Below are 14,212 nucleotides of genomic sequence, written 5' to 3' on the forward strand. Positions count from 1 at the left end.
CTGCGGGAACAGCCAAGAAAAACGGCGGGGCTCCGGCCCCGCCATTTGCGTATCGCGCCGCGCTCAGATTCCTACGGCGAGGATGGCGCGGGCGAGCACCGGCACGGTTTTGGTGTTCAGCCCGGCGATGTTCAGCCGCGAATCGCCGACCATGTAGATCCCGTGTTCCATCTTCAACCGCTCCACCTGTTCGGGGCTCGCGCCGAGGCGCGAGAACATGCCCCGATGCTGGGCGAGAAAGCCGAAACGGTCGGAGCCTGAAAGAGTCCGCAACTCGGTCGCGAGCTGCTCGCGCAAGGCAAGCATGCCAAGCCGCACCGCCTCCAGTTCCGCCTGCCAATCGGCGCGCAGGGCCGGATCGGTCAGGATCATCGTCACCAGCCGTGCGCCGTGATCGGGCGGAAAGGAATAGTTCTGCCGGTTGAGGAACGCGAGCGTGCCTTGCGTCACCTCGCGCTTCGCCGGATCCGAAAGCGCCATCAGCGCGCCAGTCCGTTCCCGGTAGATTCCGAAATTCTTCGAGCATGACGCGGCGATCAGAACTTCGGGCAGACGTTCCACGATGAGCCGCATCCCGGCCGCGTCGGCATCGAGCCCGTCGCCGAATCCCTGATAGGCGATGTCGATCATCGGGATCGCGCCGGTCTTTTCCAGAAGCGCGGCGACCTCCGCCCATTCCGGAAGCGTCAGGTTGGCACCCGTCGGGTTGTGGCAGCACCCGTGCAGCAGGACCACGTCCCCGGGCTTGGTGACCGCGAGGTCGGCCATCATCGCGCCGAAATCGACCGCCCGCGTGTCGCCGTCGAAATAGCGGTAGGGCTCGACCGGCAGGCCGAGATATTTCAGGATCGAGAGATGATTGGGCCAGGTCGGGTCGGAGACCCAGACCCGCGCTTCGGGCGATGCCATGCGGACCAGTTCGAATGCCTGCCGCACCGCGCCGGTCCCGCCGGGGGTCGCGACCGAAGACAGGCGGTCCGCCGCCAGGGCATCGCCCAGCACCAGCGACGAGAGCGCCGCGTTGAAGTCCGGATCGCCCGCAAGACCGGTATAGGTCTTCGTCGTCTCGGTCTCCCACAATTGCCTTTCGGCAGCCTTTACGGCGCGCATGACCGGCGTCAGGCCGGTCGCGTCCTTGTAGACACCGACGCCGAGGTCGATCTTGTCGGTGCGGGGATCGGCCTTGAACTGGCCCATGAGCTGCAGGATCTTGTCGGCGGGCTGCGTCTTCAGGTTGCCGAACATGGGCGCTCCTATCCTTTCGCGACCTTGAGGTCGTTATACATGCCCCATTCCGCCCAGGACCCGTCATAGAGCGAATGGTCGTGCTTGCCGAGCCGTTCCAGCGCGAGGTTGATGATCGCGGCGCTGACGCCCGACCCGCAGCTGGTGATCGCCGGCTTGCCGAGGTCGACGCCCGCGGCTTCGACAACCGCGCGCAGCGCATCGGGCGATTTCATCGTGCCGTCGGCGTTCAGGAGCGTCCGGTAGTGCACGTTCTTCGAATTCGGGATGTGACCGGAGCGCAATCCGGGTCGCGGCTCGGCCTCGTCGCCGGTAAAACGGCCGGGGCTGCGGGCGTCGAGGATCTCGTGATCGCCAAGCTTCGCCGCCGCCGCGACCTGTGTCACGTCCTTGACCATATGCGCCTGACGGCTGACCGTGATGTGGCGGTCCCGCAGAACGGGCGGCATGTCCTCGACCGGACGCCCTTCGGCCTGCCATTTCGCGAAGCCGCCGTCGAGCACCGCGACATCGGTTTTGCCCATCAGCCGAAAGGTCCACCAGACCCGCGCGGCCGAGAAGAGGCCGGCGCCGTCATAGACCACGACCTGATGGCCGTCCCCGACACCCATCGCCCGCATGCGGCTCACGAATTTTTCCGGCGGCGGCGCCATGTGCGGCAGGCTTGACCGCTGGTCGCTGATCTCATCGATGTCGAAAAAACGCGCACCGGGAATATGCGCGGCCGCGTATTCCGCCTTCGCGTCGCGCCCCATGTCGGGCAGGTACCAGGAGGCGTCGAGGATCCTCAGATCCGGATCCTTCAGATGCATTTCCAGCCAATCGGTGGAGACGAGAGTTTTCGGATCGTCGAGTGCCATGACCGTCCCTTTCCTGCCTGATCTGCAATAACCGGCAGGGGCAGGCGGGTGCAAGTCGATTGGGGGGCTGACCGAAGCCAGAGGCGGGCGACGCCCCGGATCGCGACTCGGCAACAAACAAGGCTTTGGCGGGCAATCCGGCGTTCCGGGCCTCAGCCTTGTTTCAGAAGCCGTTCCTTCTGCCGGTTCCAGTCGCGCTTCGCTTCCGTTGCGCGCTTGTCGGCGGTCTTCTTGCCCTTGGCGATGCCGATCTTCAGCTTCACCCGACCCTTGTGGTTGAAATACATGACCAACGGCACGAGCGTCATGCCTTCGCGCCCCACGGCCTGCCAGAGCCGCGACAATTCCCGCTTCGAGACGAGAAGCTTGCGCTTTCGCCGTTCTTCATGCCCGAAAATGCCGGCCTGCTTGTAGGGTGCGATGTAGCCGTTGATCAGCCACAGCTCGCCCTCCTCGACCGAGGCGTAGCTGTCGGCGATGTTCGACTGGCCGGTGCGCAGCGACTTGACCTCGGAACCGCTCAGCACGATGCCGACCTCGAGATCGCTCTCGATGAAGTAGTCGAACCGCGCGCGGCGGTTCTCGGCGATCACCTTGTAGTTGGGGTCTGATTTCTCGGCCATGATCTGCCCGAGATAGGCGAGCGGCGGGGCGCTGTCCAGTCGGGGCTTTTCTGCCGGCAAGCGGTGAGGCAATACCGTGTGGGACGAAGGTGAGGAGGCTCCATGTTCATTCAGATCGCGCTTGGCACGTTTCTGATCCTGCTGACGATCCTGATATCGGGGCTGGCGTTCTGGACGCTCGAGGTGCTGCTGATGCGCTCGCGGCCTTGGCTGCTGCGCGAACCGCACCGGCCGAAACTGGCGCTTGTGATGTCCGTGACGGTGGTCTGGGTGCTCGGCACGGTGACGGCGGGCGTATGGATCTGGGCCGTTGCGCTCCGCCTGCTCGGTGTTTTCGTGACCATGGAGGCGTCGGTCTATTTCTCGCTCGTCGCGTTCACCACGCTCGGCTTCGGCGATATCCTTTTGCCGCATCAATGGCGACTGCTCGGGGGGATGGCCGCCGCGAACGGGCTGCTGAGCATGGGGCTTCTGACCGCGATGATGGTCGAGGTCCTGCGCCATGTGCGGATCGGCCAGATCGAGGGCAAGAAGGGCCGGCGCTGACACGAATAGGGCGGGGTGACTTCAGGCCCCCTGGTCGATCGTGTTCAGCGCCGATAGGTCACCCGCCCGCCACAGATCGTGAGCGCGACCTCCATCGCAGCGACGGCGTCCTGCGCGGCCGCCTCGATATCGCCGGAAAGGACGACGAAATCCGCCGCCAGTCCCGGCTTCACGGTTCCCGTGAGGTGATCGAGATGCGCGGCCCAGGCGCCGCCGGCGGTATAGGCATGCAGGACGCGCATCAGGTCGACCCGTTCGTCCCGCGCCCCCGGTGCGTCATAGGGCTTCCGCGTCCGTGCCGCGCCGATGCCGCGCAGGACCGAGACATCCGTCACCGGCCAGTCCGAGGCGAAGGCGAGCGGTGCGCCGGCCTCGGCCAGGCTGCGGCAGAGATAGGCGTCCTTGAGCCGGTCCCGCCCGATCACGTCGACGGTCGGATAGAGCGCGAAATCCATCGCCCCCGGCGCATGCGGCGGCTGCACCGAAGCCGTGATCCCCAGCGCGCCAAGGCGCGGGATATCGCTCGGGTCGATCAGTTCGATATGTTCGATCCGGTGGCGGCTGTCGCGTTTGCCGTTGGCTTTCTGCGCGGCCTCGTAACCGTCGATCGTGGTCCTGACTGCACCGTCGCCGATGGCGTGGACGGCGATCTGGTGACCGCGCCGGTCGATCTCGGCCGCGATCTCGTTGAAGCGCGGGCCGGGAAAGAGCGGCTCCGCCCGGTGCCCGGGATGACCGGGATAGTCGTTCAGCATATAGGCGGTGCGGCTGTCCACGACACCGTCCATGAACAGTTTCACGAAGCGGCACGACAGCCAGTTGTCATCGAAGTCGCGGGTCATTTCGTCGGCGCGGTCCAGTTCCGACAGGTCCATGTGGGGCTTGAAATGGAACGGCACCTTGACCCGCGCGGTCAGCCCGCCGGCGTTCTGCAAGCCCCGCAGAAGCTCGAGCGTGTAGCGGTTGCCGTCCATGTTCACCATCGAGGTGATGCCGTGCTTCGCGCAATGGGCAAGGCCGGCGGCGACCTTGGCGCGGTCGATGGCCTGTTCCGTGGCGGAAGGCCACGGCGAGGGTTCGCCACCGGTCGCGATGCCGAGATTGAGGCGCGCCTCTCCGCCAAGCGCGATCACCGGCGCGAAGGCTTCGAATTCGCGCAGTTCGCCGGTGGCCAGGCCGTCAGCGCCCATCACGACTTCATGCCCGTGCGGCATGGTCGCGCCCTCAAGGATACCGGCGGCTTTCAATGCGGCGGTATTGGCCCAGACCGTGTGATGGTCATGCGCCGTGATGGCGATGGGTCGGTCGGCGATGATCCGGTCGAGGTCATGCCGCGACATCGGATGGTCGAGCATCGCGTAATGCCCGCCCTGCGCCATCAGAAGTGGCCGGTCGGGATGGCGTCCGGCGAAGTCGCGGAAGGCACCGGCAAGCGCGGCCGCGCCGTCGATGCCGTGGAGTTGCAGATGCGCAAGTTCCGCCCCGCCGAGGACGAGGTGCAGGTGGCTTTCGACGAAACCCGGAAGCAGCGTCGCCCCCATGCAGTCGACGACCTCTGTCGCGGCGCCCGCGAGAGGTTCGATCTCGGATCTTGAGCCCACGGCCGCGATCCGGCCCGAGGCAATTGCGATGGCCTCGGCGCGCGGGTGGGCCGGGTCCATCGTCAGGACGCGGGCATTCGTGAGGATCATGTCGGGTGTCATGGCGGGCTCTCCGTCCGGGATATGATCAAATTGCTATCCCGCTGCCGGAGACTTGAACAGCCCCCAGCCGACATGCGGTGTCGTTTTGCCGGGCTCAAACAGAGATCTGTGCCTTCAGCACACGTCGCAGGATCTTGCCGGAGGCCGATTTCGGAATCGCGTTGACGAAATAGATGTGTCGGACCTGCTTGTAGTGGGCGAGCCGGTCTTCGAGGTAATTCGCGACGTCCCCTTCGGTCGTCGCGGCGCCCGGGCCGCGCACGAGAAAGGCCACGGGCACCTCGCCAGCATCGTCGTCGGGTTGACCGACCACGGCGGCGTCGACGATACCGGGGCAACCCAGAAGTTCCGCCTCGACCTCGGCCGGGGCGACCTGGAAACCCTTCACCTTGATCAGTTCCTTCAGCCGGTCGCGGATGAAGAGGTAGCCGTCCGCGTCGAAGGACGCGATATCGCCGGTCATCAACCAGCCGTCCTCGGTCAGCGTTTCGGCGGTGGCCTTGGGGTTGTTGAGGTAGCCCTTCATAACCTGCGGGCCACGGACCCAAAGCTCGCCCTCTTGCCCCGGTCCGAGATCCTGACCGGAGCCGATCCCGACGATGCGTGATTCGGTGCCGGGGGCGGTCTGGCCCGCCGCGCCGGGGCGGCCCTTGCCGGCGGCGCTGATGTGGCTCACGGGGCTCATCTCGGTCATGCCGTAGCCCTGTTCGCAGAGGATCCCGAGCCGTTCGCTGACGGCGTTGGAAAGTGGCGCGCCGAGAGGGGCGGCGCCGGAGAACACATATTTCAACCCCGAGAGGTCGAATTTGTCGACCATCGGATGCTTGGCGAGTGCGAGGACGACCGGCGGCACGCAGAAGGCCTGCCTGGTGCGGTGGTCCTGGATAAGCCTGAGGAACAGCTCCAGATCGAAGCGGGGCATGGTTACGACGCCGCCGCCCGCGCCGAGATACAGGTTCGCGAGAACGGTCATGCCGTAGATGTGGAAGAAGGGCAGAAAGCCCACCGTCCATTCGCCGGGCGCGACGGGGCGCGACGCCATGATCTGATCGACATTGGCGACGAGGTTGCGGTGGGTCAGCATCACGCCCTTGGGCAGGCCGGTCGTGCCCGAGGAATAGGGCATGACGAGCGTGTCGTTCACGACATCGACAGGCACCTGTTCGGCAAGGGGCGCCCCCTTGAGGTCGGCGAAAGGCGTGGTTCCGGGGGTGCCGTCCAGCGTCACGATCTCCGTCACCGCCGTGCCCGCCGCCCCGTCTTTCGCGGTTTCGGCGAAGGCGTCGATGGTGATGAGCATGTCGGCCCCGGAATCCTTGAGCTGATGGTTCAGCTCATGCGCCGTGTAGGTCGGGTTGACGGTGGTGATCGTCGCTCCGGCCCAGGCCGCGCCGTGGAAGGCGAGGACGAACTCCGGCAGGTTCGGCAGCATGATCGCCACGCAATGTCCGGGGCCGATGCCGCGCGCCGCGAGGCCGCCGGCCACGCTCTTGATGCCATCGGCGATCTCGCCCGCCGTCCAGCGCCTGCCGGAAGAGCCCTCGATCATCGTATCACGGGAACGGTCGCCGAGCCCTTCGAACAGGCGTTGCGTGACCGTGATGTCGCGCAGGTCGATCTTGCCGAACGGGCTCGCGTAGATATGCACCGCCACCTCCCCCGGATCTTTCAATCTCCGGGGAAGGTTAACACGACCCGCCGGCCGGCGGTCCCAAAAGTTGCCTTGGCCTCAGGCGTCCGTCCGGTTCAGTTGATCAGTCCGGCATGGCGCATCGCGGCGTCGATCCTCGCCTTGGTTTCCGGCAGGAGCGTCGTCAGGGGCGAGCGCACCTCGTCCGAACACAGGCCGAGCTTCGAAAGCCCGTATTTCGCCCCGGCAAGGCCCGGTTCGATGAAGATCGCCTCGTGCAGCGGCATCAGCCGGTCCTGGTAAGAGAGCGCGGTGGCGAAGTCGCCGGCCAGTGTCGCTTCCTGGAACTCGGCGCAGAGCTTCGGGGCCACGTTCGCGGTGACCGAGATGGCGCCAACGCCGCCGTGAGCGTTGAAGCCGAGCGCTGTCGCGTCCTCGCCCGAAAGCTGGATGAAATCCTTGCCGCAAGATGCGCGCTGCTGACTCACACGTTCGATCTTGCCCGTCGCATCCTTCACGCCGACGATGCGGGGGAGCTTGGCAAGCTCGCCCATCGTCTCGGGCGTCATGTCGACGACCGAGCGCGGCGGGATGTTGTAGATGATGATCGGCAGCGTGCAGGCGTCGTGCATCGCCTTGAAATGGGCGTAGAGTCCGCGCTGCGTGGGCTTGTTGTAATAGGGCGTCACGACGAGCGCGGCATCCGCCCCGGCGCGTTCGGCGTGCTGGATCAGGGCGATGCCTTCGGCGGTGTTGTTGGACCCCGCACCCGCGATGACCGGGATGCGGCCGGCGGCCGCCTTCACCACTTCCTCGATGACCTGCCCGTGTTCCTCGTGGCTCAGCGTCGGGCTTTCGCCCGTGGTGCCCACCGGGACGAGACCGTGCGTTCCCTCGGCGATATGCCACTCAACGAGTTTCTTGAGCGCGTTCCAATCCACCGCGCCGTCCTTGAACGGCGTGACGAGGGCAACGTAGGACCCTTTGAACATGACACGCTCCTTGATGGTTGGCCGAGACTCGGCCGGTTGAAATCGCGCGGAACCTATAGGGATCGGGCGGTCTTGCCAAGTTTGTGTGTTGCGGGCGCGGCCAAGACCGCTATCCTTGGAAAAAACACGTCGAGGCAGTGCAAAACCATGTTCGGACTCCTAGTCAGGTCGGCGCCTTTGGTGCTGGTCCTTTCCTTCAGTTTCAGCCCGGCCGCCCGTGCCGATGATCCCGGCGCTTTCCGGGCCGCGCTTGCGGCCGCCGACGGACGCGACTGGTCCACGGCGGTGGCGAAGGCGCGCGCTTCGGGGCCGCTCGCCGCAGCCGTGATCGACTGGGAACGGTTGCGTGACGGCAAGGGGGTGTTCGACGAATACGTCACCTTCCTGTCGCGCTATCCGGACTGGCCCGGATTGCCCTATCTGCGCCAAAGAGGCGAGTCGGTGATCGCCGAGGGAACACCGCCAGACGCCGTCATCGGCTATTTTTCCAGCACTAAACCGCAGACGGGCACCGGCAGCCTCGCGCTCATCGCCGCCTTGCAGGCGAAAGGGCAGAACCAGGCTGCGGCCGAGGAAGCCGCGCGCGCCTGGCGTAACCTTGCGATGAACGAGGGCGAGCATGCATTGTTCGTCGCCCGCCACGGTGCGCTTCTCGCTGATCATCACGACGGGCGCACGGCGGCGATGCTCAGGGCGGGTAACATTGCGGACGTGCGCCGGATGCTGCCCCTCAACGGGTCCTACACCCGCAGTGTCGCCGAGGCGCGTGTGGCGCTTCAGGCCGACGACAAGGGCATCGACGCGCTCATCGCGGCACTGCCGGAAAAGGCGGTGAATTCGGGTGGCCTTGCCTATGACCGCTTCCGCTGGCGCATCCGCAAGGATCTTTACGACAGCGCCGATGAGCTTCTGCTCGAGCGTTCGACGAGCGCGGAAGCGCTGGGCGATCCCGCACAATGGGCCGACTGGCGCCGGCGGCTGGCGCGGAAGGAAATGCGCGAGGGCGACGCGCGCCTGGCCTACAAGATGGCGGCGAACCACCACCTTACGCGTGGCGACGATTTTGCCGATCTCGAATGGCTCGCGGGATATATCGCGCTCCGCAAGCTCGGCGAGGCGAAGACCGCGTTGACGCATTTCGACCGCTTCGCCAAGGCGGTGAACGGGCCGATCAGCCTCGCCCGTGCGGGTTACTGGCGCGGCCGCGCCTATGAGGCGCTGGGTGATGTCGCGAATGCCCGCGCCGCCTATGCCGAAGGCGCGCGTTATCCGACCTCGTTCTACGGCCTTCTTTCGGCCGAAAAGGTCGGCCTGCCGCTGTCGCCGGCGATGGCTGGGGGCGAGGCCTATCCGGACTGGCGCACGTTGCCGGTGGCGAAATCCACCGTCTTCCTCGCCGCGCGCGAACTGATGGCCGCCGGGGACGAGACGCTCGCGGCGCGGTTCCTTCTGCATCTCGGCGAAGGGCTATCCGGCTACGAAATCGGTGCGCTCGCCGGTATGGCGATGGAGGAGAAGGAGTCTTACGTGGCGCTCTCGCTCGCCAAGGCGGCGGCGGACAAGGGGGTGATCTGGCCCTCGGCCTATTTCCCGGTGCCCGCGCTCTCGGGCCTCGACCTGCCCGTTCGGCCCGAGCTTGCGCTGTCCATCGCGCGGCGGGAAAGCGAGTTTAACGCGGCCGTCGTCTCGCATGCCGGCGCGCAGGGGCTGATGCAGGTGATGCCGGGCACCGCGAAGATGATGGCGAAGAAGATCGGGGTTAGCTACGAACCCGGCAAGCTCACGACCGACTGGCAGTACAACGCCCGTCTCGGCGCGGCCTATCTCGACGAGTTGGTGCGCGAGTTCGGCAATTCACCGCTTCTCGTCGCCGCCGGCTACAATGCGGGGCCGGGACGGTCGCGGCAGTGGATCGCGCAGCTTGGCGATCCCAGAGCGGACGGCGTCGATCCGATCGACTGGATCGAGGCGATCCCGTTCCGAGAGACCCAGACCTATGTGATGCGGGTGGCCGAGAGCCTGCCGATCTACCGCGCGCGGTTGTCGGGCAGTGCCGGCCCACTGAACTTCACGGCAGAACTGAAGGGGCGGTAGGACGCTGCGCGGCGGGATGTGGCGCCGGTCGGGACTGGTCCAGCCGGACGCCATCAGCCCGCGGCCTACGCGGCTTCCGCTTTCCGGGCCCGCCACAGCGTGAAGAGGCCCGCCGCCACGACGATGCCCGCGCCAACGGCCACGTTCGGCTCCAGCACCTCGCCAAAGACGACCATGCCGAGCGCCGAGGCGAAGACGAGCTGGAGATAGGCGAAGGGCTGGATCGCGCTCGCCTCGGCCACTTCGAGCGCCCGGATCATCAGCCAGTGCCCGGTGGCGGCCGTGCAGCATAGGACCGCCATCCAGACCCAATCGCCCCCGGTCATCGGCTCCCAATGGAAAAGCCCGACGGCGGTCATCACCACCGCCCCGCTGATCCCCGTCCAGAAGAAGCTGACCGCCGAGCGGTCGCCCCGCGCGACATAGCGGGTCAGAAGCCCGTAAAGCGCGAACATCAGTGCCGCAATCAGCGGGATGAGCGCGGCGGGCGAAAAGACACGGAAACCCGGTTCGAGAATGACGAGGACGCCAAGGAACCCGACACCGATCGCCGTCCAGCGCCGCCAGCCGACCTTCTCGCCGAGGACCGGGCCGGAAAGCGCGGCCACGAGGAGCGGATAGCAGGTGAAGACGGCGTGACTTTCCACAAGGCCGAGGATGGTGAAGGCCGTGACCATCACGCAGATCTCGGCCGCAAGGAGAATGCCCCGGAATATCTGGATCGCCGGATAGCGCGTCTTTACCGCCGCGCGAAGGCCGCCGCCCTTCCGCGCGGCTACCGCCATCACGAAGGCGGCGAAGAACCAGTAGCGGATCATCACCACCATGTAGACGTTGTATTCCCCGGCAAGATGGCGCGAGATGCCGTCCTGCATCGCGAAGACGAAGCTCGTCGCGATCATCAGCATCGCGCCAAGGCGGAAGTTGTCGTCGGTCATTGCGCCTCGCCAAGGATGCCGCGGCTCATATGCCGCTTGGAGCCGTAGCCCTTGACCCGCTCTACCCGAAATCCCGCCGAAGCCAAGCCCCTGCGGACGAATCCCGCCGCCGTGTAGGTCGCGAAACTGCCGCCGGGGGCGGTGTGGCGGGCGACCTCGGCCATCAGGCCCTCATCCCACAGCTCGGGGTTCTTGGCGGGCGAGAAACCGTCGAGGAACCAGGCATCGGCAAGGCCGGACCAGCGCGGAAGCGTTTCGCGCGCGTCGCCCACGACGACGGTCACCTCGGCGGGGCCGAAGGCGAAGGCGCGGCGTCCCGCGCGCCAGGCATCCAGGAGCGGACTGGCCGCCTCCCGCGCCTCGGGGAAGGCCGCAAGGGCCGCTTCCATGTCGTCGGGCGGCATGGGGAAGGCCTCAAAGCTCGTGTAGGAAAAGCGGCCTGTGGCGCCGGCGCGCTGCCAGGCAAGCACCGTCGCGACAAGGTTGAGCCCGGTGCCGAAGCCGAGTTCCGCGATACGGAAGCCGTCGCGGAATCGCGCAGGCAGATCATTGCCGGCATGAAAGACGTGGCGCGTTTCGGCCAGCCCGCCGGCGAGGGAGAAATAGGGATCGTCGAAGCGCGAGGAGACGGGCGTGCCATCCTTCCATGCCACCGGGTCGGTCTGGTTCTCGGCTGCCATCTCGTCTACCCCTTTGGCGGCAGATAGGCGAAGGGCAGGGGCAATGGCAACGGCGGACGTGACGGTGATGGGGGGCGGGATCTTCGGTCTGGCCGTCGCCTGGACCTGTCTGCGCCGCGGTGCGCGGGTCCGGCTGCTTGAACGCGACCGGATCGGCGCGGGATCGTCCGGCGGCCTCGTCGGCGCGCTGGCGCCGCATGTGCCCGAAAACTGGAATCCGAAGAAGGCGTTTCAGCTGGAAAGTCTCCTCATGGCGTCGGCGTTCTGGGCCGAGGTCGAGGAGGCGTCGGGGATCGCGCCGGGCTATGCGCGGACGGGCCGGTGGCAGCCCCTTGCCGACGCGGCCGCCGTCGCGCTCGCGCGGGAGCGGGAGGCAGGCGCGGCGGAGCTGTGGCGGGGGCAGGCCGCCTGGCGGGTGGTGCCGGCCCCGGCAGGGGACTGGGCGCCGGCGAGCCCGACGGGATTTGTGATCGAGGATACCCTGACCGCGCGGCTTCATCCGAGAGACGCGGCGAAGGCGCTGGTCGCGGCGATCCGCGCGCGGGGCGGCGTGGTGGAGGTAGGGGCCTCGGAGCCTCCGCCGGAGGTATCGGGGCAAGGACGCGCGGGGGCGGTGATCTGGGCCACCGGTGCGGCGGGCCTTTCGGCCCTGTCGGAGGATCTGGGGCGGCCGGTCGGCACGGGCATCAAGGGACAGGCGGCGCTCTTTGCCTGCGAGGCGCGCGACAGGCCGCAGCTTTTCGCGGGCGGGCTGCACATCGTGCCGCATCACGACGGGACGGTCGCGGTCGGCTCGACCTCGGAGCGGACGTTCGACGCCCCGGAGACGACCGACGCGCAGCTGGACACGTTGATCGATACGGCGCGGGCGGTTTGCCCGGCCCTGCGCGGCGCGCCGGTGATCGAGCGATGGGCGGGGGTGCGGCCACGGGCGCGGACGCGCGCGCCGATGCTCGGGCGCTGGCCGGGTCGCGCGGGGCATTTCATCGCCAATGGCGGGTTCAAGATCGGCTTCGGCATGGCGCCGAAAGTGGCCGAGGTCATCGCGGATCTGGTTCTGGACGGGCGCGATGCGATCCCGCCGGGCTTTCGGGTCGAAGACAGCCTCTGACGACCGACCGTCAGGTCACGCGGCGTCAGCCTCCATGCACATCCTTCCGTCCGGCCCGGCCACCCAGAACCGCGATCCGGCCCGGCAAAACCGCGCCTGTTCTCCCGCGATCAGCGGGGAGGTCGCGCGAAAGCGGAAGTGGCGGAGCGGGCCGAGCGCATCGTCGGCCATCAGCATCAGATGCTGGGCCAGAAGCGGGCCGTGGACGACGAGGCCCGCGTAACCCTCGACCTGCCGTGCATAGTCGGGGTCGTAGTGGATGCGGTGCCCGTTGAAGGTCAGCGCCGAATAACGGAAGAGATCCGTGGAAGAGAAGGCGCGGGACGTCTCGTCCTCCGCGTTATCCGGGGCGACCGGCGGCACCGGAGCGGGTGCGCCCGGTTCAGGATCCGCGCGGTAGACCAGATCCTGCCATTCGGTCACGCAAAGCCGCCGCTCCTGATGGATCTCATGCCGGATTGTCACGAGGGCGAGGGGGCCTGACCTTCCCTCCTTGCGCTCCGTACGCTCGATCACCGAGCGCTTTTCAGCCTCCCGGCCGATCTCGATCGGAGCGGCGAACGCGAGGCGCCCGCCGGCCCACATGCGCCGCTTCAGGCCGAGATCGGGGATGAAGCCGCCGGTCGCGGGATGACCATCGCGGCCAAGCGCGCCGGAGGGCGCGATGGTCCAGAAATAGATCTGGTGCCCGAAGGGGATCAGCGGTGCCGCCGGATCGAAGTCGCGCCCGAGCGTGGCCGCAAGGGCTTCGGCCCGTTCGGGGTCGAGGCGCTCTTTCCGATATTCTTCCGCGCCGGTCATGGCGCGCGGTCACTCACGGCCTTGCGGAAGGTGAAGGAGGTCGGCCGGGTGTAACCCTCATGCGCGGTCTCGCCCGCTCGCACGAACCCCATCGCCTCGAACGCAGCGTGATTGCCGGTCAGTTCCACCCGGCTCTGCATCTCCAGCGCGGGCAGGCCGAGGTCCCGCGCGCGGCTCTCGGCATGGGCGAGCAACTGCCGGGCGAGCCCCTTGCGCCGATGGCTCTCGGCCACCGCGAGCTTGCCGATGTAAAGTCGGCCCGGCTTCGGCGTGAGGAACAGGCAGGCGAGCGGGCGACCCAGTTCCTCCAGCACCCAGACCTCGCCTTCGCGCGCCGCGCCGGCGATCCCGGTCTCGGTCAGCCGGTGGACGGACGAGGGCGGATCGACCACGCCATCCATATAGGCAAACGCGGCGCGGACGAGGTTCAGGATCGGTTCCATCGCCTCCTCTCCGGTCAGGCGGCGCGGGGTGTAGTGCACGGGCAGCCGGTCGGCGAGACTGATCCAGGGCAGGTGCTCGTTCCAGTGGACATGGCGTTCAGGACGGAACGAGGACGGTTGGTCGAGCGTGGCGGCATAAAGGTCGATCTCATGCGCGCGGGCAGCGCTTTCATAGGCAAGCGGCGTGCCGCAGGTCGGGCAGAAGGACCGGGTAACGCCGGGAGAGGAGGCGTAGCTGGCGCGCGCCTTGCCGGACCATCTGACCTTGTCCCTGCTCACGCCGAGGAAGCTGGTGAAGGGCGACGCGGTGGCGCGGCGGCAGCTTTCGCAGTGGCAATGGACCTGCCAGTTCGGCGCGCCATCGAACGCATATCGAATCTCGCCGCAGAGGCACCGTCCCGATCCGCCGTTCATCTCCGTCTCCGCTTTCCGAGCCTCCCGATTTGGCCCCGTCAGCCGTACAGCGTCAACCCGGCACTTGTACGGGCGGCGGCGACGTGCTCGTCGCGGGTTGCTCGGTGAGTCGCGCACGATCGGCACGACCGG

General features: G+C 67.2%; 13 protein-coding genes. 3 read left to right on the top strand and 10 right to left on the bottom strand.

What is annotated here, in order from left to right; genetic code table 11:
- Positions 1-63: 63 nt before the first annotated feature.
- The 3 genes from V5734_RS04840 to smpB form a co-directional block, all read right to left on the bottom strand.
- Positions 64-1,245 (bottom strand): amino acid aminotransferase, encoded by a 1,182-nt coding sequence (locus tag V5734_RS04840; RefSeq protein WP_347312382.1) that lies wholly within the window; start codon positions 1,243-1,245, stop codon positions 64-66.
- An 8-nt stretch (positions 1,246-1,253) separates the two neighbouring features.
- A complete protein-coding gene (sseA, locus tag V5734_RS04845; RefSeq protein ID WP_347312383.1) occupies positions 1,254-2,105 on the bottom strand; it encodes a 3-mercaptopyruvate sulfurtransferase in 852 nt (283 codons plus the stop codon).
- 152 nt (positions 2,106-2,257) lie between these two features.
- Positions 2,258-2,728 (bottom strand): SsrA-binding protein SmpB, encoded by a 471-nt coding sequence (smpB, locus tag V5734_RS04850; RefSeq protein ID WP_347312384.1) that lies wholly within the window; start codon positions 2,726-2,728, stop codon positions 2,258-2,260.
- A 102-nt stretch (positions 2,729-2,830) separates the two neighbouring features.
- Between smpB and V5734_RS04855 the strand changes: the two genes are divergently transcribed.
- On the top strand, positions 2,831-3,274 hold the full coding sequence (locus tag V5734_RS04855) for an ion channel (protein WP_347312385.1): 444 nt from the start codon (positions 2,831-2,833) through the stop codon (positions 3,272-3,274).
- A gap of 44 nt (positions 3,275-3,318) precedes the next feature.
- Here V5734_RS04855 and V5734_RS04860 read toward each other — a convergent pair whose 3' ends face one another.
- From V5734_RS04860 to dapA, 3 genes are all read right to left on the bottom strand, one after another.
- On the bottom strand, positions 3,319-4,977 hold the full coding sequence (locus V5734_RS04860) for an amidohydrolase (protein ID WP_347312386.1): 1,659 nt from the start codon (positions 4,975-4,977) through the stop codon (positions 3,319-3,321).
- Positions 4,978-5,071: 94 nt separating this feature from the next.
- Positions 5,072-6,625: an AMP-binding protein gene (locus tag V5734_RS04865; protein WP_347312387.1), complete on the bottom strand. Its 1,554-nt coding sequence runs from the start codon at positions 6,623-6,625 to the stop codon at positions 5,072-5,074.
- 98 nt (positions 6,626-6,723) lie between these two features.
- Positions 6,724-7,599: a 4-hydroxy-tetrahydrodipicolinate synthase gene (dapA, locus tag V5734_RS04870; protein WP_347312388.1), complete on the bottom strand. Its 876-nt coding sequence runs from the start codon at positions 7,597-7,599 to the stop codon at positions 6,724-6,726.
- A gap of 147 nt (positions 7,600-7,746) precedes the next feature.
- Here dapA and V5734_RS04875 point away from each other — a divergent pair, with 147 nt between their 5' ends.
- The gene (locus V5734_RS04875) at positions 7,747-9,693 is read left to right on the top strand and encodes a transglycosylase SLT domain-containing protein (protein ID WP_347312389.1); all 1,947 of its coding nucleotides are present in this window, start codon (positions 7,747-7,749) and stop codon (positions 9,691-9,693) included.
- A gap of 65 nt (positions 9,694-9,758) precedes the next feature.
- Here V5734_RS04875 and V5734_RS04880 read toward each other — a convergent pair whose 3' ends face one another.
- Both V5734_RS04880 and mnmD read right to left on the bottom strand, forming a co-directional pair.
- On the bottom strand, positions 9,759-10,631 hold the full coding sequence (locus tag V5734_RS04880; protein ID WP_347312390.1) for a DMT family transporter: 873 nt from the start codon (positions 10,629-10,631) through the stop codon (positions 9,759-9,761).
- Entirely contained in the window at positions 10,628-11,311 is a 684-nt protein-coding gene (mnmD, locus tag V5734_RS04885; RefSeq protein ID WP_347312391.1) for a tRNA (5-methylaminomethyl-2-thiouridine)(34)-methyltransferase MnmD, read from the bottom strand. The genes V5734_RS04880 and mnmD overlap by 4 nt, the downstream gene beginning before the upstream one ends.
- A gap of 43 nt (positions 11,312-11,354) precedes the next feature.
- Between mnmD and V5734_RS04890 the strand changes: the two genes are divergently transcribed.
- Positions 11,355-12,422: an NAD(P)/FAD-dependent oxidoreductase gene (locus V5734_RS04890; RefSeq protein WP_347312392.1), complete on the top strand. Its 1,068-nt coding sequence runs from the start codon at positions 11,355-11,357 to the stop codon at positions 12,420-12,422.
- Positions 12,423-12,437: 15 nt separating this feature from the next.
- On the opposite strand, the gene V5734_RS04895 is transcribed toward V5734_RS04890, so the two are convergent.
- Both V5734_RS04895 and V5734_RS21575 read right to left on the bottom strand, forming a co-directional pair.
- Complete coding sequence (locus tag V5734_RS04895) at positions 12,438-13,223, bottom strand: acyl dehydratase (RefSeq protein WP_347312393.1); 786 nt, start codon at positions 13,221-13,223, stop codon at positions 12,438-12,440.
- Positions 13,220-14,080: a GNAT family N-acetyltransferase gene (locus V5734_RS21575; RefSeq protein WP_432759665.1), complete on the bottom strand. Its 861-nt coding sequence runs from the start codon at positions 14,078-14,080 to the stop codon at positions 13,220-13,222. The genes V5734_RS04895 and V5734_RS21575 overlap by 4 nt, the downstream gene beginning before the upstream one ends.
- Positions 14,081-14,212: the final 132 nt, after the last annotated feature.

It is taken from the genome of Defluviimonas sp. SAOS-178_SWC, assembly GCF_039830135.1.
In the GTDB taxonomy this organism is placed as follows: domain Bacteria; phylum Pseudomonadota; class Alphaproteobacteria; order Rhodobacterales; family Rhodobacteraceae; genus Albidovulum.